Origin of the sequence: Actinoplanes solisilvae, from assembly GCF_003999975.1 — a bacterium.
Lineage (GTDB): Bacteria > Actinomycetota > Actinomycetes > Mycobacteriales > Micromonosporaceae > Actinoplanes > Actinoplanes solisilvae.
This window is the reverse complement of sequence record NZ_RJAC01000027.1, coordinates 74,246-95,623: the sequence shown is the minus strand read 5'-3', so window position 1 is coordinate 95,623 and position 21,378 is coordinate 74,246. Positions and strand designations below refer to the sequence as shown.

Annotated in this window: 18 protein-coding genes; 4 read left to right on the top strand and 14 right to left on the bottom strand. The window is 70.8% G+C overall.

All coding sequences use genetic code 11. The features are described 5' to 3' along the window. Positions 1-143: 143 nt before the first annotated feature. Positions 144-3,134, bottom strand: coding sequence for a putative bifunctional diguanylate cyclase/phosphodiesterase (locus EER30_RS39805; protein ID WP_127506822.1), 2,991 nt, complete (start codon positions 3,132-3,134; stop codon positions 144-146). Between the two features lie 86 nt (positions 3,135-3,220). Between EER30_RS39805 and EER30_RS39800 the strand changes: the two genes are divergently transcribed. Both EER30_RS39800 and EER30_RS39795 read left to right on the top strand, forming a co-directional pair. After that, on the top strand, positions 3,221-3,883 hold the full coding sequence (locus EER30_RS39800) for a class I SAM-dependent methyltransferase (RefSeq protein WP_127506819.1): 663 nt from the start codon (positions 3,221-3,223) through the stop codon (positions 3,881-3,883). A 10-nt stretch (positions 3,884-3,893) separates the two neighbouring features. Then, positions 3,894-4,571: a Clp protease N-terminal domain-containing protein gene (locus tag EER30_RS39795; RefSeq protein ID WP_127506817.1), complete on the top strand. Its 678-nt coding sequence runs from the start codon at positions 3,894-3,896 to the stop codon at positions 4,569-4,571. Here the strand turns inward: EER30_RS39795 and EER30_RS39790 are convergent. Both EER30_RS39790 and EER30_RS39785 read right to left on the bottom strand, forming a co-directional pair. Then, complete coding sequence (locus EER30_RS39790) at positions 4,568-5,293, bottom strand: HAD family hydrolase (RefSeq protein WP_127506815.1); 726 nt, start codon at positions 5,291-5,293, stop codon at positions 4,568-4,570. The genes EER30_RS39795 and EER30_RS39790 overlap by 4 nt on opposite strands. 1 nt (position 5,294) lies before the next feature. Further along, on the bottom strand, positions 5,295-6,050 hold the full coding sequence (locus tag EER30_RS39785) for an ROK family protein (RefSeq protein ID WP_127506813.1): 756 nt from the start codon (positions 6,048-6,050) through the stop codon (positions 5,295-5,297). A gap of 62 nt (positions 6,051-6,112) precedes the next feature. On the opposite strand from EER30_RS39785, the gene EER30_RS39780 reads away from it, so the two are divergent. Beyond that, a complete protein-coding gene (locus EER30_RS39780) occupies positions 6,113-6,919 on the top strand; it encodes a TrmH family RNA methyltransferase (protein ID WP_127506811.1) in 807 nt (268 codons plus the stop codon). Here EER30_RS39780 and EER30_RS39775 read toward each other — a convergent pair. The 7 genes from EER30_RS39775 to EER30_RS39745 form a co-directional block, all read right to left on the bottom strand. Next, positions 6,897-7,793 (bottom strand): DNA-3-methyladenine glycosylase family protein, encoded by an 897-nt coding sequence (locus EER30_RS39775; protein WP_127506809.1) that lies wholly within the window; start codon positions 7,791-7,793, stop codon positions 6,897-6,899. The genes EER30_RS39780 and EER30_RS39775 overlap by 23 nt on opposite strands. 288 nt (positions 7,794-8,081) lie before the next feature. Then, positions 8,082-9,254, bottom strand: coding sequence for a Pecanex-like protein 1 (locus EER30_RS39770; RefSeq protein ID WP_127506807.1), 1,173 nt, complete (start codon positions 9,252-9,254; stop codon positions 8,082-8,084). A 43-nt stretch (positions 9,255-9,297) separates the two neighbouring features. Beyond that, the gene (locus EER30_RS39765; protein WP_349290913.1) at positions 9,298-9,963 is read right to left on the bottom strand and encodes a DUF4142 domain-containing protein; all 666 of its coding nucleotides are present in this window, start codon (positions 9,961-9,963) and stop codon (positions 9,298-9,300) included. Between the two features lie 157 nt (positions 9,964-10,120). Next, positions 10,121-10,816: a COG4315 family predicted lipoprotein gene (locus tag EER30_RS39760; RefSeq protein ID WP_205650625.1), complete on the bottom strand. Its 696-nt coding sequence runs from the start codon at positions 10,814-10,816 to the stop codon at positions 10,121-10,123. Between the two features lie 210 nt (positions 10,817-11,026). Beyond that, positions 11,027-11,821 (bottom strand): anti-sigma factor family protein, encoded by a 795-nt coding sequence (locus EER30_RS39755; protein ID WP_127506801.1) that lies wholly within the window; start codon positions 11,819-11,821, stop codon positions 11,027-11,029. Further along, a complete protein-coding gene (locus EER30_RS39750; RefSeq protein WP_205650624.1) occupies positions 11,818-12,501 on the bottom strand; it encodes a sigma-70 family RNA polymerase sigma factor in 684 nt (227 codons plus the stop codon). Before EER30_RS39750 ends, EER30_RS39755 begins: the two co-directional genes overlap by 4 nt. Positions 12,502-13,214: 713 nt before the next feature. After that, positions 13,215-14,009 (bottom strand): class I SAM-dependent methyltransferase, encoded by a 795-nt coding sequence (locus EER30_RS39745; protein WP_127506797.1) that lies wholly within the window; start codon positions 14,007-14,009, stop codon positions 13,215-13,217. 130 nt (positions 14,010-14,139) lie between these two features. Here EER30_RS39745 and EER30_RS39740 point away from each other — a divergent pair, with 130 nt between their 5' ends. Next, positions 14,140-14,700, top strand: a complete 561-nt coding sequence (locus EER30_RS39740; protein ID WP_127506795.1) for a TetR/AcrR family transcriptional regulator — start codon at positions 14,140-14,142, stop codon at positions 14,698-14,700. 5 nt (positions 14,701-14,705) lie between these two features. Here the strand turns inward: EER30_RS39740 and EER30_RS39735 are convergent, their stop codons facing one another. From EER30_RS39735 to EER30_RS39720, 4 genes are all read right to left on the bottom strand, one after another. Then, positions 14,706-15,680, bottom strand: a complete 975-nt coding sequence (locus tag EER30_RS39735) for a hypothetical protein (protein WP_127506793.1) — start codon at positions 15,678-15,680, stop codon at positions 14,706-14,708. Continuing rightward, positions 15,677-18,163, bottom strand: a complete 2,487-nt coding sequence (locus tag EER30_RS39730) for an AAA family ATPase (protein ID WP_127506791.1) — start codon at positions 18,161-18,163, stop codon at positions 15,677-15,679. Before EER30_RS39730 ends, EER30_RS39735 begins: the two co-directional genes overlap by 4 nt. Before the next feature lie 70 nt (positions 18,164-18,233). Continuing rightward, positions 18,234-19,385, bottom strand: coding sequence for an exonuclease SbcCD subunit D (locus tag EER30_RS39725; protein ID WP_127506789.1), 1,152 nt, complete (start codon positions 19,383-19,385; stop codon positions 18,234-18,236). Between the two features lie 20 nt (positions 19,386-19,405). Beyond that, positions 19,406-21,196: an ATP-binding protein gene (locus EER30_RS39720; protein ID WP_240670598.1), complete on the bottom strand. Its 1,791-nt coding sequence runs from the start codon at positions 21,194-21,196 to the stop codon at positions 19,406-19,408. Between the last annotated feature and the right edge of the window lie 182 nt (positions 21,197-21,378).

The following is a 21,378-nucleotide window of genomic DNA, read 5'->3' as shown; positions in this document are numbered from 1 at the left end:
ACGTGCGCAGGGCGCATACTGGCGGTGACCTCGTCGGGGGTTTCGGTCGTGTGTGGTAACTCGATCCGAACCCACGACGAGGTTTTTACGTCGCTACGTCCCTCTTCCCGAGTGAGTTAGGTACAGAACTTCTGATCAGGCGCTTAGACCGCCAGCGGCTCACGGTCGGTGAGCTGACTCAGGGCCTCGGTGCCGTCGACCGGGCTCGAATAGAGGTAGCCCTGGCCCAACGGGCAGCCGAGCCGGACCAGCAGGTCGCGGTGGCCGGCCGACTCGATGCCCTCGGCGATCACGGTCAGGCCCCGGGTGCGGGCGAGGCTGATCATGCCGGTGACCAGGGCCAGCTGGTGGGCGTTGGCCGTCATCCCGTCGACGAGAGCCTTGTCGATCTTCACGACGTCGACCGGGAGCTCCTCGGCCCCGAAGTTGTCGACGGCGATGCGGACGCCCAACTCACGCAGCGCGACAAGGTCCTCGAGGATGGCGTCGGTCAGCAGCTCCTCGGTCAGCTCCAGCATGAGCGCCCGCGCCGGCACCCCGGCGTACGCCAAAGCCTGTTTCACCTGCTCGACGAAGGTGCCCTCGCGGAACTGGCGGGCCGACACGTTGACGCTCACGTAGGGCCGGCGGCCGTGCGGCAGGATGCGCCGCCACTGCGCGACCGTGTGCAGGGCCTGGTCGAGCACCCAGCGGCCCATCGGCACGACCAGCCCGCTCTCCTCGGCGACCTCGAGGAACTCAGCCGGCTGCACGATCCCGCGGCTCGGGTGGTGCCAGCGCACCAGCGCCTCGAAACCGACCGGCTCGTCGGTCCGCAGATCGACGATCGGCTGGTACGCCAGCAGGAAGTGCCCCTCATGCACAGCGTGATCGAGTGCCGACCGCAGTTCCAGCCGCTCGACCATCGTCTCGTGCAGGTGGCCCTGGTAGCGGCGCCACTGGTTCTTGCCTGCGCCCTTCGCGACGTAGAGGGCCAGGTCGGCCTGGCGCAGCAGCTCGTCGGCGGTGTCGGCCTCGGGCGTGGTGGTGATGCCGATGCTGGCCACCGCGGTCAGCGTCGAGCCGTCATCGAGCAGGATCGGCTCGGCCAGCGCGGTCAGGATGCGCTGGGCGGTCTCCTCGACGGCCCCCGGGTCCTGCACGTTCTCGATCAGGGCGGCGAACTCGTCCCCGCCGAGGCGGGCCGCGGTGTCGTCCGCGCGCAGGGCGCCCGCGATCCGGTTCGCCACACCGATCAGCAACTGGTCGCCGACGGCGTGGCCGAGCGTGTCGTTGACCTTCTTGAAGTCGTCCAGGTCGATGAAGAGGACGCCGACCACCGAGCCGTCGCGGGCGCCGCGGGCCAGCGCGTGACCGAGCCGGTCGTGGAACAGCACCCGGTTGGCCAGCCCGGTCATCGAGTCGTGGAACACCCGGTGGGTCAGCTCGCGCTCGAGCCGGCGGCGCTCGGTCACGTCGCGCAGGGTCAGCACCAGCGCGGCGACGGTCGGTTCACTGCGCAGGTCCTGGCCGTGCATCTCGAGCACGACGTCGGCCCGGCCCTGGAAGTCGAGGCCGTCCTGCATGGTGTCGCCGGTACGCAGCGCGTTCAGCACCTCGGCCAGGCGCGCGTGCTCGGCCGGGTCGACGACGGACGCCATCGCACCGCCGGTGGGGTCGGCGCCGAGCACCGTGCTCGCGGACGGGCTGGCGTACCGGATGAGGTCGTCCTCGTCGACGATGAGGATGACGTCGGAGGTCTTCTGCACGAGCGTACGGAAATAGGTCTCGCTGTTGCGGCGGATCACCTCTTGGCTCAGGCCGATGCGTTCCAGGGCCAGGGCGGCCTGGGTGGCGAGCACCTCGATCGCCCGCAGCAGGCCGTTCAGGGACGGGGTGGGAGCGGCGACGTGCAGCACGCCGACGAGCGGGTCGCCGGTCGGACGGTCGGCGAGCACCATCGGGCAGCGCAGGGTCATGGCGAAGTGGGCCAGCCGCACCGAGACGGCCCAGTCGACGTCGCGGGTCGGGACCAGCCGAGCGGCAGTCCCGGCCTCGCGGTCGAGCTTGGCCTGGGTGGTGGCCGCGGCCTCGGCCGGCTGGGCGATCGTCACGGCCAGTACGACGGCGTGCTGGGTGTCCGGGGGCAGCAGGTGCGCGACGGCCGTGCGCACGGCGTCGCCGACCTGGTCGACGTGGGCCGCGCTCACCAGGGCCGCCGACGCCTCACGCAGCGCCCGCTCCCGGGCCAGCGCCTGCCGGTGGCTCGCCATGATCCCGGCCATGCGCACCAGGACCAGCAGGAACGTGAGCGCGCTGAGGGCGGCGACGACGGTCAGGTCAGGCACCTCGCCGTCGCGGAACAGCCGCACCACGAGCACCGCGGGGGCCACCATCGAGGCGACGCCGAGCAGGACCAGGCGGCCCCGGCCGAGCTGACCCGAGGGCGGTTCGCCGGGGCGGGCCATCGACGGGTGCAGGGCGGCCAGACCGGCGGCGGCGTAGAGCGCGAACCGGCCCAGCCCCACGACGGTCCCCTCGAAGAGACCCAGCTCGTGGCCGATGTCGGTGATCAGCAACGTGGCGAAACCCGCGCCGAGGATCCGTACGGCGGGAACGGGACGGTCGCTGAACAGCACGCGGGCCAGCACGCCGAGCAGCAGCAGGTCGCCGAGGGGAACGGCCACGGTGGCCCACAGGTCGGTCCGCCCCAGGTTCGGCCCGATCAGGAAACTCCACGCCAGCAGGGCCACACCGGAGGTGAGCGTCAGGGCGTCGAGCAGGGCGCCGTGGTCCTTTTCACCGGCCGTACGACGCCGCAGCAGCACGACGAGCAGCCCGGCGAACACCGGATAGGCGGCGATGGCCAGGACCGTACCGGCGGTGGACAACCCATGGGCGTTGGTGGTCGCCCATTCCGGCGCTTGGTAGAGGATGGTGCCGACGGTCGACAGCGCGATGCCACTCGCCAGCAGACGCCACGGCAGACGCCGGTCCGGCCGGTGCCGCCGTACGCCGAGCCCGACGACGGCGATCGCTGTGGCCCCGGCCACCAGGCGCAGCACCGACTGCTCGCCGGGCGACGCCGGCACGAACAGCAGGGCGAGCACCGCCATCCAGCCGCCGAACATCGCGGCGACCCACCGTGGGGGCATGCGCGTTCCTTTGCTCGTCCGAATCTCCTGCCCGTGCCTGATCGGTCGGCCGCGGGCCGAGTTGAGCAACCGGGCACAATCGGTGGGTGCTCCTGGAGTTCATTCGCGGCAACACCACCCCCGCCCCCGTCCCGTTCGTCCCCGAGATCACCCTCTTCCAGGCGGACGAGCCGATCGCGCTGTGGGAGAAGACCGAGCAGTCCGGCGGCGAGCAGCCCCCACCGTTCTGGGCGTTCGCCTGGGCCGGCGGTCAGGCCCTGGCCCGCCACGTGCTCGACCACCCCGACCTGGTCGCCGGCCGCTCGGCGCTCGACCTGGCCACCGGCTCCGGCCTGGTCGCCGTCGCCGCGGCCAAAGCCGGCGCCTCGCCCGTCACGGCCAACGACATCGATCCCTACTCGCTGGCCGCCGCCGAGGCCAACGCCGCCGCCAACAACGTCCCCGTACGCCTGCTCGAGGCCGACATCCTCGACACCGAGGACGACCACGGCGTGATCCTGGCCGGCGACGTCTTCTACAGCCGCGAGATGGCTGCCCGGGTGCTCCCATTCCTGCGCCGGGCGGCCGGCCGCGGAGCGCTGGTGCTGATCGGCGACCCCGGCCGCGCCTACCTGCCCGACTCGGGCCTGATCGAGCGGGCCGCCTACGACATCCCGGTGCCGGTCTCCCTGGAGAGCGTCCCCACCCGGCACACGAAAGTCTGGCAACTCGTCAACTCTGGGTTGACGTCCACGATTTCGTCAACCTAAGGTTGACGGCATGACGACACCTGCCACCAGCTCCGTGCGGCTCGACGATCTGATCGAAGCCATCAAGAAGACCCACACCGGCGCCCTCGACCAGCTCAGCGACGCGGTGCTGGCCGCCGACCACCTCGGTGACGTGGCCGACCATCTGATCGGTCACTTCGTCGACCAGGCCCGCCGATCCGGCGCCTCCTGGACCGACATCGGCCGCAGCATGGGCGTCACCAAGCAGGCGGCCCAGAAGCGCTTCGTGCCCAAAACCGATCTGGACGCGGCCCAGCAGTTCAGCCGCTACACCGACCGCGCCCGCAAGGTCGTCGTGACGGCGCAGGAAGAAGCGCGCAACGCGGGCAACAGCGAGATCACCACGGCCCACCTGATCCTCGGGCTGGTGGCCGACCCGACCGCGCTCGGTGCCCGCGCTCTGGTCGCTCAAGGCGCAGACCTTGACGCCGTACGCCGGTCCGCCGTCGCGACCCTGCCACCCGCGGCCGATTCCGTCCCGGCCCTCATCCCGTTCGACGCGCAGGCCAAGAAGGCACTGGAGCTGACCTTCCGCGAGTCCCTGCGGCTGAACCACGCGCACGTGGGTACCGAGCACATCCTGCTCGCGCTGCTCGAACTCGGCGGCACCGGTCTCGAGGTCGACAAGCCGACGGCCGAGGCTTCCGTACTGGCCGCTCTTGCCTAAAGGTTCTTCTCGAGCAGCGCGCGCAAGCCGAAGCCGTCCTCGACCGTCACGTCGGGAAGCGGGCCGTCCGGCTCCAGCACGGTGCGCGGCGAGGGCATGAGAATGGCGCGGGCGACACCCGCGCGGCGCGCACAGACGATGTCGCGGCGCGGAGTGTCGCCCACGAACCAGCATTCCTCCGGGGGCAGGCCGAGCTCGTCGGTCGCGTTCCAGATCATCTGGGGGTTGGGTTTGCGGACCCCGGCCTCATCGCTGTAGATCTGCACGGCGAAGAAGTGACCGATGTCGGCCTTGTCGAGGAAGTCGCGATGGGCCGCGCCCGAGATCGTGTTCGACACGACGGCCAGCGGGATGCCGGCGGCCGACGCGGCGTGCAACGCCTCGGGGATGCCGGGCCGCAGGGCCCACGTGTCGCGCCAGGCCCACTCGTAGCTCAGCTTGCGGGCGGCACCCCGCACCGGCACCCGGGCGACCGGCGGCCAGCCGGGCAGGATGAAGCGTTCCCACACCTCGGCCTGGCTCAACTCGTCGGGCCAGTCCTCGTCGCGCCAGGCGGCATAGGCGGCAGCGCCGTCGGTGAGCGAGCGCTGGATCTCGCCGGGCTTCATCGTGCCCTTGATCAGGTTGAAGATGCGCAGGACCAGGCCGGGCGGAGCGGTGCGCTGAGGCGGGGCGTCCGCCAGCACTCCCCCGAAGTCGAGCAGGATCGCAGCCGGTCGCATGTCAGCGCGTGGGGCCCAGCGTCCAGGCGCGGACGCCACCGACGATTCCAGCCGTGTTCGGGACCACGATCACATCGTCGCCCATCCGGGCGAGCTGTGTGGGCGTGATCAGGCGGGAGTTGCCGCCGCCGAGGTAGAGCCGGTCCCAGAGGAAGACCGGGCGCAGCCCCTCGACGACGTTGCGCACCCGGCGCGACCAGAGCGCGTCACCCAGACGGCGGCGCTCATGCTCGCCGATGTAGGTGTCGTAGGACATGCCCCACCGTACGGGTGCCTGTGACATCTCGAGGTGGGGCGCGAGGGCGCCGCCGTCGAAGAGCGCGCAGCCCAGGCCCGTGCCGAGGGTCAGCACCAGCTCGCAGCCGGTGCCCGCGACGACGCCGGCCCCGTGCACCTCGGCGTCGTTGAGCACGAGCGTGGGGCGGCCGAACGCGTCCTCGAGCGCGGTGCGGGCGTCGAAGCCGAACCAGGCCGCCTGCAGCTCAGGGTCGATCTTGGTGCGGGGGCCGCTGCGGGTGATGTAGTGCGGGGTCGCGACGACGACACCATGCCGGAGCATGCCGGGCATCCCGACGGTGACCCGGTCGTGAGCGGGCAGACGCGCGCCCAGCTCGACCAGGGTCTTGACGAAAAGCTCGGGGGGCAACGGGTACGGGGTGGGGACGCGCAACGGTTGAGCCCGCATGGTCCCCGCCTCGTCGAGGACTGAGCCCTTGATGCCGCCGCCACCGCAGTCGATGGTGAGGGTGAAAGCCACGCCGCCAGTTTGCATGGCGTACACCTCCTCGCACAGCAATTGTGACCCGGTATCGTGCGGCGATGTCCAGGGCTGTCCGGGTGACCACCCGCAACGCGAGCTTCCAGCAGTGGCAGGCGCTGCTGACGAACCGTACGAAGCGTCACCGCGCCCGGGAGTTCCTGGTGCACGGCGTACGCCCGATCTCGCTCGCCGTCGACCACGGCTGGGAGATCCGCGACCTGATCTACCCCGACCGGCAGTCCCTGTCGAGCTGGGCGCGCGAGATGCTGGAACGCAGCGGCGCCCGCCCGGTCGCGATGGCCCCCGAACTGGTCGCCGAGCTGGCCGGCAAAGAATCGGCCGAGCTGATCGCCGTGGTGGGCCTGCCCGAGCAGCCGCCCCTGCCCTCGCCCGACGACCCCCACCTGCTCGTGGTGATCTTCGATCGGCCGACCACGCCGGGCAACATCGGGACGCTGATCCGCTCGGCCGACGCGTTCGGCGCCGCGGCCGTCGTGGTGACCGGTCACGCCGCCGATCCGTACGACCCCAAGTCCGTACGGGCCAGCACGGGCTCGATCTTCGCGCTGCCGGTGATCCACGCCGACGCGCCCGAAGACGTGCTTCCGCTGTTCCCGGGTGTACAGCTCGTCGGCACGGACGAGCACGGCGCGGTCGACGTGGCCGATCACGATCTGACCGGGCCGACGGCGCTGCTGATCGGCAACGAGACGAGCGGGCTGAGCGCGGCCTGGAAGTCGGCGGCTGACGTGCTGGTACGCATCCCGATCACCGGGGCGGCCAGCTCGCTGAACGCGGCGACGGCGGCCACGGTCGTCCTCTACGAGGCGAACCGGCAACGGTCTAGAAGCGGGCGAACGATCTGATCGGCATGCGCGGGCCGAATTTGGGGGCGCCGAGGCCACCGTACGCGAGAAGGTCGCAGACCCGGCCCCGGTGCCCTCGGAACGGTTCGAGCAACTCGAGCATGCGCGCGTCGGTGCCGCGCGCCTCGCCGGCCAGCGCCCACGCCACGGTGTTGGGAATGTGGAAGTCGCCCACACTGACCGCGTCGGGATCGCCGTACGCGACCCGGACGACCTCGGCGGCGGTCCAGGGCCCGATGCCGGGCAGGGCGGTGAGCTGCTTGGTGGCCTCGGCTGAGTCGGCGCAGCGCTCGAGCCGGGCGGCGACCACGGCGGCGCGCTGCAGGGCCTGAGTGCGGCGCTGCTCGACGCCGAACGGGTGGAAGACCCAGTAGGGCGTGGCCGCGATCACCTCAGGGTCGGGCGGCAGCATCAGCTCGACCGGGCCCGGGGCCGGCTCACTGAGTTTCGAGCAGATCAGCCGGTAGGCCCGGTGGGCCTCTTTGCCGGTGACCTTCTGCTCGAGGACGGCGCGCAGGACGCTGCGGAACACCAGGCCGGTGGCGGGCATTCGAACGCCGGCGAAGGTGCGGGCCAGCCGCTTGATCAACGGATTGGCCGCGGCGAGGTCGGCGAAGCCGGTGAGGTCGTCGCGCAGGCCGGCGATCGCGTCGGCACGGTCCACGATCCACTGCTCACCGGGGCCGTAACCGGTGGCGACCAGGTCGGTGCCGGCGCGGGCGAGGTGCAGCGTGGCGGGGCCGTCGGGGGTGCGGGCGGCGAGCCAGAGATCGTCGCCGGTGAAACGGGCGCACGGGTCGAACTTGGGGACCAGCAGCGGGCGGATCGACGTACCGAAGTGGTAGCGCTCCGGTGTTTCAAGCCTGCGGGTCACCGGAACACTGTGACACCTTCGCGGGCCCTTGCCCACCTCGCCGTGGTCCGGGCAGGCCGATGGCCCTGACCGCGCTCCCGGTCAGGGCCATCGGAGAGGGCGCCGGACACCCGAGTGGTCCGGAACGCCCACGGAGCCGTCCGCTGTCGTCGTCCATCAGGGGGAAGGGCGACCGGCCCGGAGTCGACGGGGGGTCCCGTCCGGGACGGAGCCATGTCGGTGGCCCGTCCCGTCCGGGTTCGCTCCGGGATTCAGCGGCGAAGCTCCTGGATCAGTGGTGCCCGCCGATCAGCGACGGCCGCCGCGAACGGTGATCCGGACGACGTCGAAGGCCGGCGTCTGGTTGGCGCGCTGCATCATCGGGATGCGGTGCGAGCCGTCACCGGCCCACGAGGCGCACTGCGCGGTGCCGGCGGTCGGCAGGCCAGGAACCTGGATGTCGACCGAGTCCGGGGTCGCGCTGCCCTTGCTGTCCTCGGTAGCCACGAAGAACGCGGGGACCGGGTCGGGCGCGGGAGCCGAGTTGGTGTTCGCCAGCATGCGGCAGGCGGTGTGGAAGTGACCGCGGACGAGGCCGTCCTTCAGGACCGAGCTCTCCACGTAGTAGCCACCCTTGCCGGCCGCGAGGAAGCGGTCACGGATCAGGTTGCGGGTGCTGACGCGCAGCGTGAACGCCTGGTTCACGTTCACCTGGCGCGGGGCGCGGGTGATCAGCAGGCTCGGGTTGCTCGCGGCCTCGCCGACCTCACCGAACTCGGTCGAGACGCAGCGGTTGCCGTCCTGGAAACCGGTGTGCGGCGCCAGCTGGCTGGTGTCGCAGCTGTTGGTCAGCACGCCCAGACCGGCGCCGGGGGGCGGGGTGGTCTGCGACTCGGTCGGCTGGGGGTCGGGCTGCTGGTTGTCGCCGCCGTTGCCCTCCTGGCCGTTGCCGTTCTCGCCGTTGCCCTGGCCGTTGTCGCCGCCGTTGCCCTGCTCGCCGCCGTTGCCCTGCTCGCCGTTGCCGGCGCCCTCGCTGGGCTCGGTGCTGGGGTTCTCAGCGGGGTTCTCGCTCGGGTCCGCCGCCGGGGCGGAGGTCGCGGGCTCGGTGGGCGGCGTGGTGGCCTCGTCGTCCTTGGTGTCGCCGACGTTGTTCATCACCCAGTTGCGGCAGCGGGTGCGCAGCGTCTGGGTCGACACCGTCTCACCGGCACCGTCGTCGGCGTGCTGGGTCACCGAACCGTTGTTGGTGGTGTAGGTGCCCTTGCGCGTCTCGGTGGACAGGTCGGACCGAGCGGGCGCCTTGATGCCGTCGCACGCGGCGAGCGCCTTCTTCTGGTTCCGGTCGGTGCTCGCGTTGGAGACCTGGGTGACGGTCACGATGCCGCCGAAGGCCACCAGCGTGGCAGCCACCGCGATGATGCGGCGCTTGCCGGAGAACCAGTTGTTCCTACTGGATGCGCGCCGGTACTTGGACCTTCGCATGGGGGTGACACCTTTCTCTTACGCGACTCTGCGCGGTTGAGGTCTACCGCGCCCGGAAGATGCGCATTGACGTGATGACGCCGACGACGAGCGCGGCGGCGAGGACGATCAGGATCACGGTGGTGCTGACGCCCGGGATGCCGCCACTGGTGCTGGCGGCCGCGAGCATCTGCCCGTCCACCGGGACCGGACCACTGCCGGGGTTCGCGGGGGCGGGAGCTGTGGGAAGCGAGCCGTAGTCGACGATGCCGCTGGACTCCAGCAGCGTGATGTGGGTCAGGACGAACTGGTTCGTCTCCTGCGCCAGCTTGCGTACGGCGTCGTTGCGGGTGCTGGCCCGGATCGTGGCGATGGCCGGGAAGATCTTGCCGTGCGCGGCGCGGAGCCGGTCGACGAAGATCTGGTCGAACTGCTGGCCCTTCGCCTGTCGCATCTCCTGCAGCCAGAACATCTGGTCGCTGTTCGGCGTGTTCGGCAGGTCGATGTTCAGTTTCGCGGCCGCGTCCCGGTCGAGCTTGTCGAGGACCACGTGCTGCGCCGCGATCGCCTTGCCGATCGCGACGACCTTCGGGTCGTTCGACTTCTCGACCGCCATGTTGCCGGCCGGGATCTCCCAGAGACCGGCCAGACGCACTTTGATGACGAAGTCCTTGTCGGCATCGCTGACCGCGCCGACGCCCTTGTCCGTCAGGCCCGTTTTCGGCGGCACCGGAACACCGTCGCCCGGGGCGGCGTGGGCCGGGGCGATCGGCGAGACCAAGAAGGCCAGAAACGCTGCCGAAATGCCTACCAACCAACGCGACGAACGGCGCGTACGCATTTTCTCTCTACCTCCGGTCTCAGCGATTTCTTAAAGGACTTTTAAGTCAGTAGCTGTAGTCACTGCCCGTGCCACCGGCGTCACTCGAGTCACCGGCGGAATCGCCCGCGGAATCGTCGGCCGGCGGCGCGACGGGCTTCGAGATCTTCGGCAGGCAGGTGAGGTTCTTGGCGCCGTCGGGCTGAATCACGAACCAGGTGCCGTTGACGTTCTGGCCCTTCCAGCTGCCCGGCTTGGTGTCGCCCACGTAGGTGTAGAGCGGCCAGCCCTTGAGGGTGAGCTGCTTGCTGCCGTCGGCCCGGGTGACCGTGCCCACCAGGTCGGAGCTGACGCCCTTGAGGGTCGGCTTGCCGTCGTTGGTCAGCGCGGGCGGCCAGACCTCGGCGCAGTCGCCGACACAGTTGGTCTTGGCCGGCTTGTTGCCGTCCTTGTCGAAGCGGTAGAGCACGAAGCCCTTCTCGTTCACCACGACCTTGCCCATGCGGGCGACCTTGCTGCCGCTGAGCTTCTCGGTCGCCTCCTCCTCGCTGAGCTTCGGGGCGGCGTTGGCGGCGGCCGGCGGGGCGGTGGCGTCCGGGTCGGGAGCGCCGGTGGCGGACGGGTCCGCGGTGGCGCCGGGGGTGGCCGCCACGTTTTCTGAAGCGGGCTCCGCGGCGTTGCCGTAATCGGCGGCGGCGTTGGATCCGGCCGGGGCGCATGCGGACAGTGCGAACGCCGCGGCGATTGCGGCGCTGACGACCATCAACTTTCGCTTCTCCGGTACCACGTGCCCTCCAGGCTGTTTTTCTGTATCAAGCGTTTCCGCGCAGTAGTACGCGGGCCGGAGCGTCGCGGTTGAAGAAACTTCCCACCAATTTCCGAGTTTTTCGGCGGACCCCACGGGAGCTGCTGGGCTAAGCAAAAAGAAAGGATCCCGGCCATTCGGCCGGGATCCTTATCCGTGCAAGATCCGTTACGGAACGCGCACCAGGGTCTTGTCGGTGCCGTTCGCGGCGACCTCCTGCACCTGGATGTGAGCGATCTTGTCGCGCGGGGTCGCGGTGATCGCCTGCAGCAGCAGCGGCTCACTGTTGGCTGCGGTGCCCCAGCCCTTCTCGCCGACCTGCCACGAGACGAGCGGCTCGGTGGTGCCGTCGGTGTGCACGGCCACGAGGCGGCACACCTTCGGCCCGGTGATGTTGGAGATGGCGAACGAGATCTGCGTGCCGAACGCCTTCTTCTCGAAGCCGACCGAGGCCGACACACCCGTACGCGGGTCGGTGCCGTCGAGACGCTCGCCGGTCAGGTCGGGACCGCCGATGCCGGGGCCGTCGGCCGTGTTGGGCAGCGGGTCGAGCTGGTTGCCATCGCGCTGGTTGCCGTCGCGCTGCGCCGTGTTGGTGGTGGCCGGGGTGCCCTTGTCGCCGATCACCTGACCGCCCACGAAGAACGCGCCGATCGACAGCATCGCGAAGACGACGACGGCCGCGGCCAGCGAGTAGAGCCGACGACTGTTGGCGCGGTGCCGCTCGCGGCTGGCCTCGCCGATCACCTTCTGCAGCATGAAGCCGTCGCGCCGGCTCTCCTCCGCGGCGATCACGGCGTTCGCGTCGACGTCGGCGAGCAGCTCGGCGACCTCGACAAAGGACTCCAGCTCGTACGCGCAGCGCGGGCACTCGATGAGGTGGTCCTCGAAGAGCGAGGCGTCCCGCTCGTCGAGAACACCCAACGCGTACGACGCGACGTCGAAGTGATCTTCCTGGGTCACTCGGTCACCCCCCGCTGTTGCAACGCGGTTCGCAGTGCACGCAGAGCGTAATACACCCGTGACTTAGCGGTACCCAACGGAAGGTTGAGCTTCTCCGCCGCCTCCGGCACCGTGCGGCCCCGGAAGTAGGTCTCGATGAGAATCTCGCGGTGCGACTGGCTGAGCTCGCGAAGCGCGTCGGAGACCGTCATCGACTGGAGGACGCGATCGGTCTCGTCGGACTGACTGGGGAAGCTCTCAAGCTCGCGGTCGTAGGTCTCGGCCGGCCGGGCGCTCGCGCTGCGGTGGTCGTCGATCGCGATGCGCCGCGCGACCGTCACCAGCCACGGACGCAGGGACTGCTGGCCCTGAGCCCCGAGCCGGTGCGCGTTGCGCCAGGCCCGCAGCAGGGTCTCCTGCACGATGTCCTCGGCGCGCTGCCGGTCACCGCCGGTCAGACGCAGCACGAACATGAGCAAGGGACCGGCGTGCTCCTCGTAGAGCATCCGGACCAGAGTGTCCTCGTGACTCGCGCCGCCGGGAGTCGCGGCCTCGTGCCGCGGCGCCTGCTTGGGAATCACAGAACCACCATCGTTCGCACCACGGCCTCCGTCGGCTGCCTGCCACCGTCCACCGGAACGCTGCTGAGTCATCAGGCGCACTCCGCCCGGCGCCAGCCAAGGTTCGGCCACCGCATGCATCGATACCTCCGCCCGAAGCTTTCCCCGTCGCCTGAGATACGGCTGGGGACAGCCCTCGGGATCAACGCGGACGGGAAAATTTCCGGGAGCGGTCTCAAACGATCCTCCGGTCTCGTGTGGGGGGTCACGAGGCACTTCGGTGGGGCGATGTGAATCCATCGATCTGCACCGATATGACTGCCTGGGCAGCCGAATAATACTCAGCCACACGCGCCCCATGAAATACGCAACTGAGCAGGGCTGACGCACTGGCGGTGCGGCGCTACCGCTAAGTAGGCAAGCCCCGACGCAGCGTTTCGGTCCGCGGGAGTGGGAGCGCTCCCGGGTGGGTTCGGTGGGGGTGTCTTGCCCGTTCGGGGGATGTCTGGCCAACATCCGGCCCGTTCGGGGCGATCGAAGACCGATGCGCCCGGATTAGAGCGGTCTGTCGGATCTGGCGGGAGGGTTCGAAGATTGAAGAGACGGCGCCTGCGGACAACACGGAGTGCGCTTTTCCCGTGGCGTAGGGTCGCCCCCGACGCCCCGGCGACCCCGGGCGGGTGGGCCGGATAGCGGGCGGCAACCCCGGGCGGGCCGACATCGCGGTGCCGAGCGGCGCCGCCCGTTGCGCTGACAAATGGTCAAGCCGGAGGCGGGTGTCGGGGCCGGGGACGAGGCCGGCGACAGGTCCCGATCGCGCGAGCCAACCGGAGGCTCCAGACCGGAACTGCGCCTCAGGTCGCTTTCGTGGCGGCGGTGGCCAGCGTTGTGAAGTGCATGCGGAAACTGCCGCCGAGGGCGTCGACGGCCGCGCCGATGGCGGCCGTGAGTGTGGCCAGTTCGTCGGGCGGGAGGGTGGTGAACAGGCCCTGGGTGGGCAACTGGTCGAGCCACTCGTCGCGGGTGTAGGTCTGCTCCCACTCGAAGGCCCACCGCTGCGGGGCGGCGAACGCGCCCGTCGCGCGGGTCGCCTCGTCGGCCAGGTCGAGCAATCTTGAATAGCCCTGAGCGGCGGAAAGGCCGGTCGCGCGGGCGAGCGGGCTTTCAGGCATCAACCGTTGAAAGACCGCGGAGAAGGCGGCCCCCGCGTCGGGTGAGGGCTGGGCGGCATTCCAGAAGAGCGTCAACCAACCGCCGGGGCGCAGAACCGAGGCGGCCTTCGCGGCGCCGGCCACAGGATCGACCCAGTGCCAGGTCTGGCCCGCGACCACCGCGTCGAAGGTGCGGCCGGATGGCTCCCACTCCTCGAAGGTCGCCACGTCGACCTCGAAACCGCTGTCGCGGGCGACGGCCGCCATCCGCGGGTCGGGCTCGACACCGGTGACCCGGCAGCCGGCCGAGCGAAGCTGGCGGGCCACGATGCCGGTGCCGATGCCCACGTCGAGCACGGCGGGCCCTGGCGCCGTGGCGGCGATGCGGTCGATCAGCTCCGCGGGATAGCGCGGCCGAGCGCGGTCGTACCGCTCGGCGTCGACCCCGAACGACTCGGCTGTGCGGCGCTGACGGAAGACGTCCTTCGGAGTGGGCATGCGCCCACTCTAGTGGGCAGGCGCCCACTAAGGTCAAGCGTGCATGCGGGGCGGAAAGAGGAGTGCGGCGAGGCATGGCCCGGCCGGCCCGGTGTGCAAGGCTTGGCGGGGGCGCGAGAGGAGACAGTGGGTGCCGACCGGGGTGGCGCTGCGCGACGTGCGGCAGCAGTTGTTCGACGCCGCCGAGCGGGTGCTGCTGCGCGACGGGCCGGGCGCCCTGACCAGCCGCGCGGTCACCGCCGAGGCCGGCTGCGCCAAGGGCGTCCTGCACAGGCACTTCGACGACTTCGACGACTTTCTCGCCGCGCTGGTGCGGCGACGCGTCGACGGCGTCGAGGGCTGGGGCGCCACCATGGTGAGCACGGCCGGCTCGGGCGTCGTGGCCGAGAACATCGCCGACGTGCTGCTGCTCGCCCTCGACCCGGTCGGGCTCGGGCTGACCTCGCTGATCATCGCCCGCGACGGGCTACGCGGCCGGCTGCGTAATGAAAAGGGCCTTCCGTTGCTCGCCGAAACGACCGCCGTCCTCGCCGCCTACCTGGTCGCCGAGCAGCAGACCGGCCGGGTCCCCGACGAGGCCGACGTCGAGACGCTGGCCCTCACCCTCGTCGGCGCCGCCCATCTGGTTCTCGCGGACCGCGAGGGCACATCTCCCGAGGTCCACGATCTCGTCGCCGCGATCCTGCGCTGAACCTCTCAGCGCGTGGCGGCGGTCGCCTGCGTCAGCGCCCGGTGCAGCACCCGCGCGTCGCCCAGCAAACCGCGCAGCCGCCTCTCCAGCCCGGCGATCGGCACCAGGTTCTGCGGCGCCCGCGGGTCTTTGTAGGCCGATGACGCGAACCGTGGCAGCGTCGCCCCCGAGATCTCGGCCAGCTCGATGGCCTCGTCGGCCGACAGATCGGGCGAGCACTCCACCCGTACGATTCCCGACCAGGGCGCCCCCGAAGCGCCGGGCAGACGCAGGTACCAGGACCAGCCGCCCCACACCGTGCCGAGGTGGAAGACCGGCGTGCGCTGCCCCGGACGCAGCGACGTCACCACCGTGGTCAGCGCGGCCGGCAGATACTGCTTCTGCTGGGTCTTCACATAGCCGATCGTGCGCGGCAACTGGCGCCGGTTGCGCAGCGGACCGTCCACCACCAGCAGGTCGGCGCCGTCCGAGCCGGTCTGCCGCGCCTTCGCCGAGATCTCGATCTCCAGCGCGGTGAGGTTCGGCTGCACCGCCGCCGGCAGCTTGCTCGCCTCACCGGTTCCGTGGATGCGGTGCACCTCGTAGAGCACCGAGCCCGCCCGCATGTCCTCGATCGACGGGCTCGCCGTGAACAGCCCACGACTGATGTGCCAGCCCACCAGTTCGGCCGCGCCCCGCCGCAGGTCACAACGGACAACCCCGGCCGCGTACGAGGCAGCGAGCGCGGCATACGAGGTCCCGTCCTCCTCAGCCGTCCACAACGCCGCGTCGTTACGGCGCACGCCGTCGACCAGGAAGACGACGTCGGGACGGCGTACGGAGGGAGACACGTCGATCGGCGCCCACTCGGCCGCGGGCACCTCGACGTCGGTATCGACCTGGGCGCTGCTGGGCGAGGCGGGACCGTCACCGTCGGCCGAACCACCTTCGAAGGACGCCCCGTACGACGGGTCCCACGCGTCCACAAACACTCTGGTCAAAGGCCCACCCTCGCCACGTGCGCTGTTCGCGCGTCCTTGTGCACCTCGAACCGCACCGGCACCCGCTCGGCCAGCGCGTTGACATGGGTGACCACGCCGACCATGCGGTCGCCGCGCGCGGCCAGGTTCTCCAGGGTGGCGGCGACCACGTCGAGGGTGGCCGCGTCGAGCGTGCCGAAGCCCTCGTCGAGCACGATCGACTCGAGGCTGGCCGCCGTGGTCGACATGCCGGCGAGCTGTTCGGAGAGGGCGAGCGCCAGGGCCAGCGAGGCCTGGAACGTCTCGCCGCCCGACAGTGTGCGCACTCCGCGCCGCAGCCCGGCGTCGTGGTGGTCGATCACGAAGAACTCGCCCTTGTCGTGGATCAGGTCGTACTGCCCGGCGGTCAGCTCGCGCAGGATCCTCGACGCGCCGTCGACGAGCAGGTCGAGCGCCTCCTCGAGCAGCCACCGCTCGAAGTTGTTGGCCCGCAGGTGGCCGGAGAGCGCCTTGGCCACCCGCATCTCGCGCTGCAGCGTCATCCGCTGCTCGGTGAGCGCGCCGGCCTGCTCGCGACGGTCGGCCAGCCGGCGCCAGGCCGCCTCGGCCCGTTCGACGGCGACGGCGGCCGCGCGGATCAGCGCGGAGTCGTCCCCGGCCGGGGCGCTGAGACCGGCCGCGATGAACAGCGCCGCGATCTCGCTCAGGGCCGTGGCGGTCGCGCGGTGGGCGGCGGCGACCGCGGTCTCGGCCTCGTCGCGGGCGGCCGCACGCTCGGTGCTCTGACCGGCGGCCCACGCGACCAGCACCGACCACGCGCCGGCCAGGTCGTCACGGTCGGCCGGCGGGGGTGAGAAACGGGCGACCTGGTCCCGTACGGTGTCGAACTCGCGCCAGGCGGTGCGCTGGCGGTCCTCGGCGGCGATCACCGCGGCCTGCGCCTGCCGGTTCGCGGTCCGGGCCGTACGCATGGCCGTGCTCGCCTGGTCGAGCTGTTTCTGCAGCTTGTCGAGCTCGGCCAGGCGGGCCCGCAGCGCTTCGACGCCGGGTGACTCGGCGACCGCGGCGCGCGCCTCGGCCAGCCGCGACAGATGGTGCTCGTGCTGGGCGCGCTTGCGTTCGAGGTTGCTCTCGAGCTTGCGGGCGACCGCGTCGCGCTGCTGCCAGCCCTTCTCGGCGACCTCGGCGGCGGCGCGGGCGGCCTTGCCGGTGGTCTCGGCGGCCCGCACCGCGGACTCCTCGGGCACCGGCGGAACGGTGCTCACGGTCTGCTCGCACACCGGGCAGTGGTCGCCGACGGCCAGGTGGGAGCGCAGGGCGGCGGCCCGGTCGATGCGCTGGGCCTCGGTGTAGTCGAGCCGTGCCTGTTCCAGCAGTTGGGCGGCGCCGAGGGAGGCGCTGTGGGCGATCTCGGCGGCGGTCGCGGCGTCCTTGTACTCGACCTCGGCCACCGACACCTCGCCGGCGAACCACTCCGCCTGGCCGGTCAGTTTCTCCAGCTCGGCGTGGCGGTCGAGCATCAGGTTCAGCGATCCGGCGTCGCCGGCCGCGGCCAGTTCGCCGCGGACCTTCTCTTCCTTCTCCTCGGCTGCGCGAACCTCTTCCGCGGCCTCGGCAGCGGTCGCCCGGGCGGCCGCCGTCACGCCCGCGGTCTCCACGCTTCCAGCGGGCGTACGCACCGAGGCGAGCAGTCGCACCTCGGCGTCGAGCGCATCCCGGCCGGCAGCGGCCGCAGCCTCGGCGTTCCGCTTGGTACGCAGGCCGGGAACGGCCTGCTCGACCGCGGCGGTGAGCTCGCGCATGCGGGTGACGTGCTGCTCGGCCGACTCGACAGCCTCGTCGGTGGCGTCGGTGAGCCCGGCCAGGTTCTGGTCGACGACGGCGAGCTTGCCCTCGGCGGTCTGCGCCCGGCCGGTAGCTCGCGTCTGCACGTCTTCGTAGATGTGCAGACCGAGCAGGTTGACCAGGATCTGCTGGCGGGTGGCCGGCTTGGCGTGCAGGAAGTCGGCGAACTGGCCCTGCGGCAGCACCACACAGCTGGTGAACTGCTCGAACGGCAGGCCGACGGCGCCGAGCACGGCCTCGTCCATCTCGGCCGGGGTGCCGGCCAGCACGTCGCCCAGGTCGTCGAGGTCCATGCCGGTGTCGAGCTTGGAGACGTCGAAGCCGGGCGGCATGAGCTGCAGCCCGGCGCCCGCGGTCTTGACGTTGCCGCGGCCGTCGCGGCGCACGACCCGGGTGGCTACGTAGCGGTCGCCGGCCGACTCGAAGACGAGCCGCACGCGGGCCTCGGCCGCCGACGGGGCGAGCGCGTTGCCGATGCCCCGGGTGCCGCCCCAGCGGGGAACGGTGCCGTAGAGCACGAAGATGACCGCGTCGAGCACCGTCGACTTGCCCGAGCCCGTAGGCCCGACCAGCGCGAAGTAGTCGGCGTCGGTGAAGTCGACGGTGGTCTCGTCCCGGAACACCGTGAACCCCGCCATGTCCAACCGAATTGGTCTCATGATCCGGCTCCGCTGCGCTCCACCGAACCAGAGACCTGGCCACTGAGCTTGCTGCGTTCGCTGCGCTCACTCATGAGTGGGTGCTCACCTCGTCGTACAGCTCGTCGAAGAGTTCACGGACGCCGTCCTCGGCGTTGTCGCGACTGTCGAGGTAGTCGCCGAAGAGCTCGCGCGGCGATCGGCCGGCTCGCTGGGCTGCCCGTTCCCCCGCGCGCTGCGGCAGCATCTCGGGATCGATGCGCACCTCGAGGGCGTTGGGCAGCAGTTCCTGCACGTCTTCGCGCAGGCCCACCCGGGGCTTCTCCCGTACGAGGACTCGCAGCCAAGCCTCGGGCAGGTTGACCGTGGCGAGCTGTTCGAGCGTGCCGCGAACCGTACGCAGGGACAGCGCCGACGTGATGGGCACGTCGCGGACACGGGCCGCCTTGTCGACGGCGACGTCGACGATCGCGACGGAGGGCACGTTCTCTTCCTCGCCGAAGTCGACCGCGAGGGGGCTGCCGCTGTAGCGGGTCGGGCACGGCGCGATGACCTGCTGGGAACGGTGCAGGTGACCGAGCGCCACGTAATGGGCGTTGCGCGGGAAGACCGTGGCCGGCACGGCGTAACCCATGACCGTGTGCGCCTCGCGCTCGCCGCCCCCGGCCGCGGCGCCCACCACGGTCAGGTGAGCGGTCAGCAGGTTGATGACGCCGGGCTGGTCGAACTTGTCGCTGAGCCGCTCGATCAGCCGGGCGATGTGATCGGCGTACGTCTGCGTCGCTTCGGCCGCGGTCAGCTCGTACATCTCGGCGGCGCGGATCGCGTAACGCTGCGACAGGAACGGCAGCGTGACGAGCTGCCACCGTTCACCGTCGGCCGTCTCGCCGGTGATCAGCAGCTCGTCGGCCTTGTCGCGCACGGCACCGCGTACGACGATGCCGGCCGCCTCGGACCAGGGCCGCAGCGCGTCGAGAGCAGGGCCGTTGTCGTGGTTGCCACCGATCACGACCACCTGCGCGCCGGTCTGGTGCAGCGCCGTCAGCGCCCGGGTGACGACCCGCGTCGCGTCGGCCGTCGGGGCCGCGGTGTCGTACAGATCACCGGCGACGATCACCAGGTCGGGGCGTTCGGCGCGGGCGATCTCGACGACCTGGCCGAGCACGCGGATGTGCTCCTCGTGCCGGTTGCGGCCCTTGAGGACCTTGCCGACGTGCCAATCGGACGTGTGCAGGATGCGCATCGCGAAACCTTACGTCGGCTCTAGAACGGAATGTCGTCGTCGGACGAACCGCCGCGACCGCCCACGACGGCGAACGGATCGGCGCCCTGAACGATCGAGCGCATCGTCTCGGCCGGCGGCGGCCCCGACTCGGACTTGCGTGTCGCCCAGGCCGGGAACGGGAACTCCACGCAGAGCGGAACCGGGATGTCGGGCTGGTTGACGAACATCGTGCCCGGCCGGGCGAGCAGCGCGCGCTGACGCATCGCGGGCGGCAGGAACCCGTACTCGGGTCTCGCGGCCTCGGCGGGGTCGAGCCGGCCGACCACCCGGATCGCCGAGTTGGTCACGATGCGGCGTTCGACCTCGCTGGCCGTCTGCTGGGCGCCGATCAGGATGACGCCGAGGGAACGGCCGCGCTCGGCGATGTCGAGCAGCACCTCCTTGATCGGCGACGAGCCCTCGCGCGGCGCGTATTTGTTGAGCTCGTCGAGCACGACGAAGAGCAGCGGACGACCCGTGCCGGCCTTCTCCTTCTCCTCGAACTCGGTCTTGAGCGTCACGCCGACCACGAACCGCTGGGCACGGTCGGGCAGGTTGTGCAGGTCGACCACGGTGACCTGGGCCGACTCGGCCGTCTTGATCGCGTGCGGGCGGCGCTGGGCGAGGTCGCCGCGGATCAGCCGGGCCAGGTCGCGCTTGCTGCCGATCAGCCGGCGGGCGAACGCGTTGACCGTACCCATGTTGACCGCGCTGCCGGCCCAGGTGGAACGGGTCTCGTCGTCGGTGAGCTGCTCGACGACGTGGTCGACCAGATCGCCGTACGAGCTGATGCGGCGGCCGTCGATGCTGATGCCACCCTCGGCCGGGACGGCGTGCCGGTTCAGATGAGCGGTGACCGAGTGGACGACCATCGTGTATTGCTGGCGTTCGTCGTCGGCGTCGGCGAACACGTAGGGCAGCAGGCGCAGCGAGCAGAACTCCTCAAGCGTCCAGTAGAACGTGTCGACACCCGTGAGCCGGCTGCTCACGTCGGGGGTGCCCGACGAGTCGCCTGCTCTCGGGGGCGCGTAGACCCGTACGTCGGAGAAGGGTGTGGCGGGCAGCTCGAGCAGCTTGTAGGCCGCGCGGGTGCTGTCGTCGAGCTTGGTGTTGGGGTGGTCGAGGAAGAGCAGGTCTTCGCCCTTGACGTTGAAGATCAGCGCGCGGGCGTTGGTGCCGTCGGCGCCGAGCGCACCCGAGCGGAACACCGAGTAGAGCAGGAACGTCGCGAAGCTGGTCTTGGTGGCCACGCCCGAGATGCCGGAGATCGAGACGTGCGCGCCGCGGGTGCCGTCGAGGAAGTCGGCGTTGAGGAAGACGGGCACACCGTCGCGGCCGGTGCCCATCGGGATGCGCCGGTCCATGCGGTCGAAGTGCAGGGCAGCGTCGCGGGCCGCGCCGGTCGCCCGGTGCACGACGGCGCCGGGCGAGGGCGGCACGTAGAGCTCGGGGTCGACCCGGGTGGTGGTGATCTCGGCCGCCTCCTGCACCAGGGCGGGCAGCGTGCCGTCGGCGATGGCGAACACGTCCGAGTCGAACTGGGCGCCCTCGTGTCTGGCTCGTACCTGGGTGACCACCCCGGCGATCGTGACCGGTTCACGGTCCGGCAGATCACGCTTGGTGACGACCACGTCGTCGAGCTGTAGATAGCTGCCCGGGGTCACGGCCGTCCAGAACTGCAGCGGTGTTGCATCCGCCGTTCCGAGCACCCGCCCGACGGGGTCACCACTCGATTTTTCATTTTGTTTTCCGCCGCGGGGAGGCACAGCTTCGTCAGACACGCCGATCATCGTGCACCAGGGGTACGACAGAACTCGCATCGCCCATCGGTTGGCACGCGTTGTCCACAACTTCTGGTGGTCATACACAGAGTTATCCACAAGATCTTGCCCCGACGGTGGAGACACGCCACGGCGCGAACCAATATGAGCCGATCGGCCAAAGGCCGGGTGACAGATGCCCTCCGACGCGA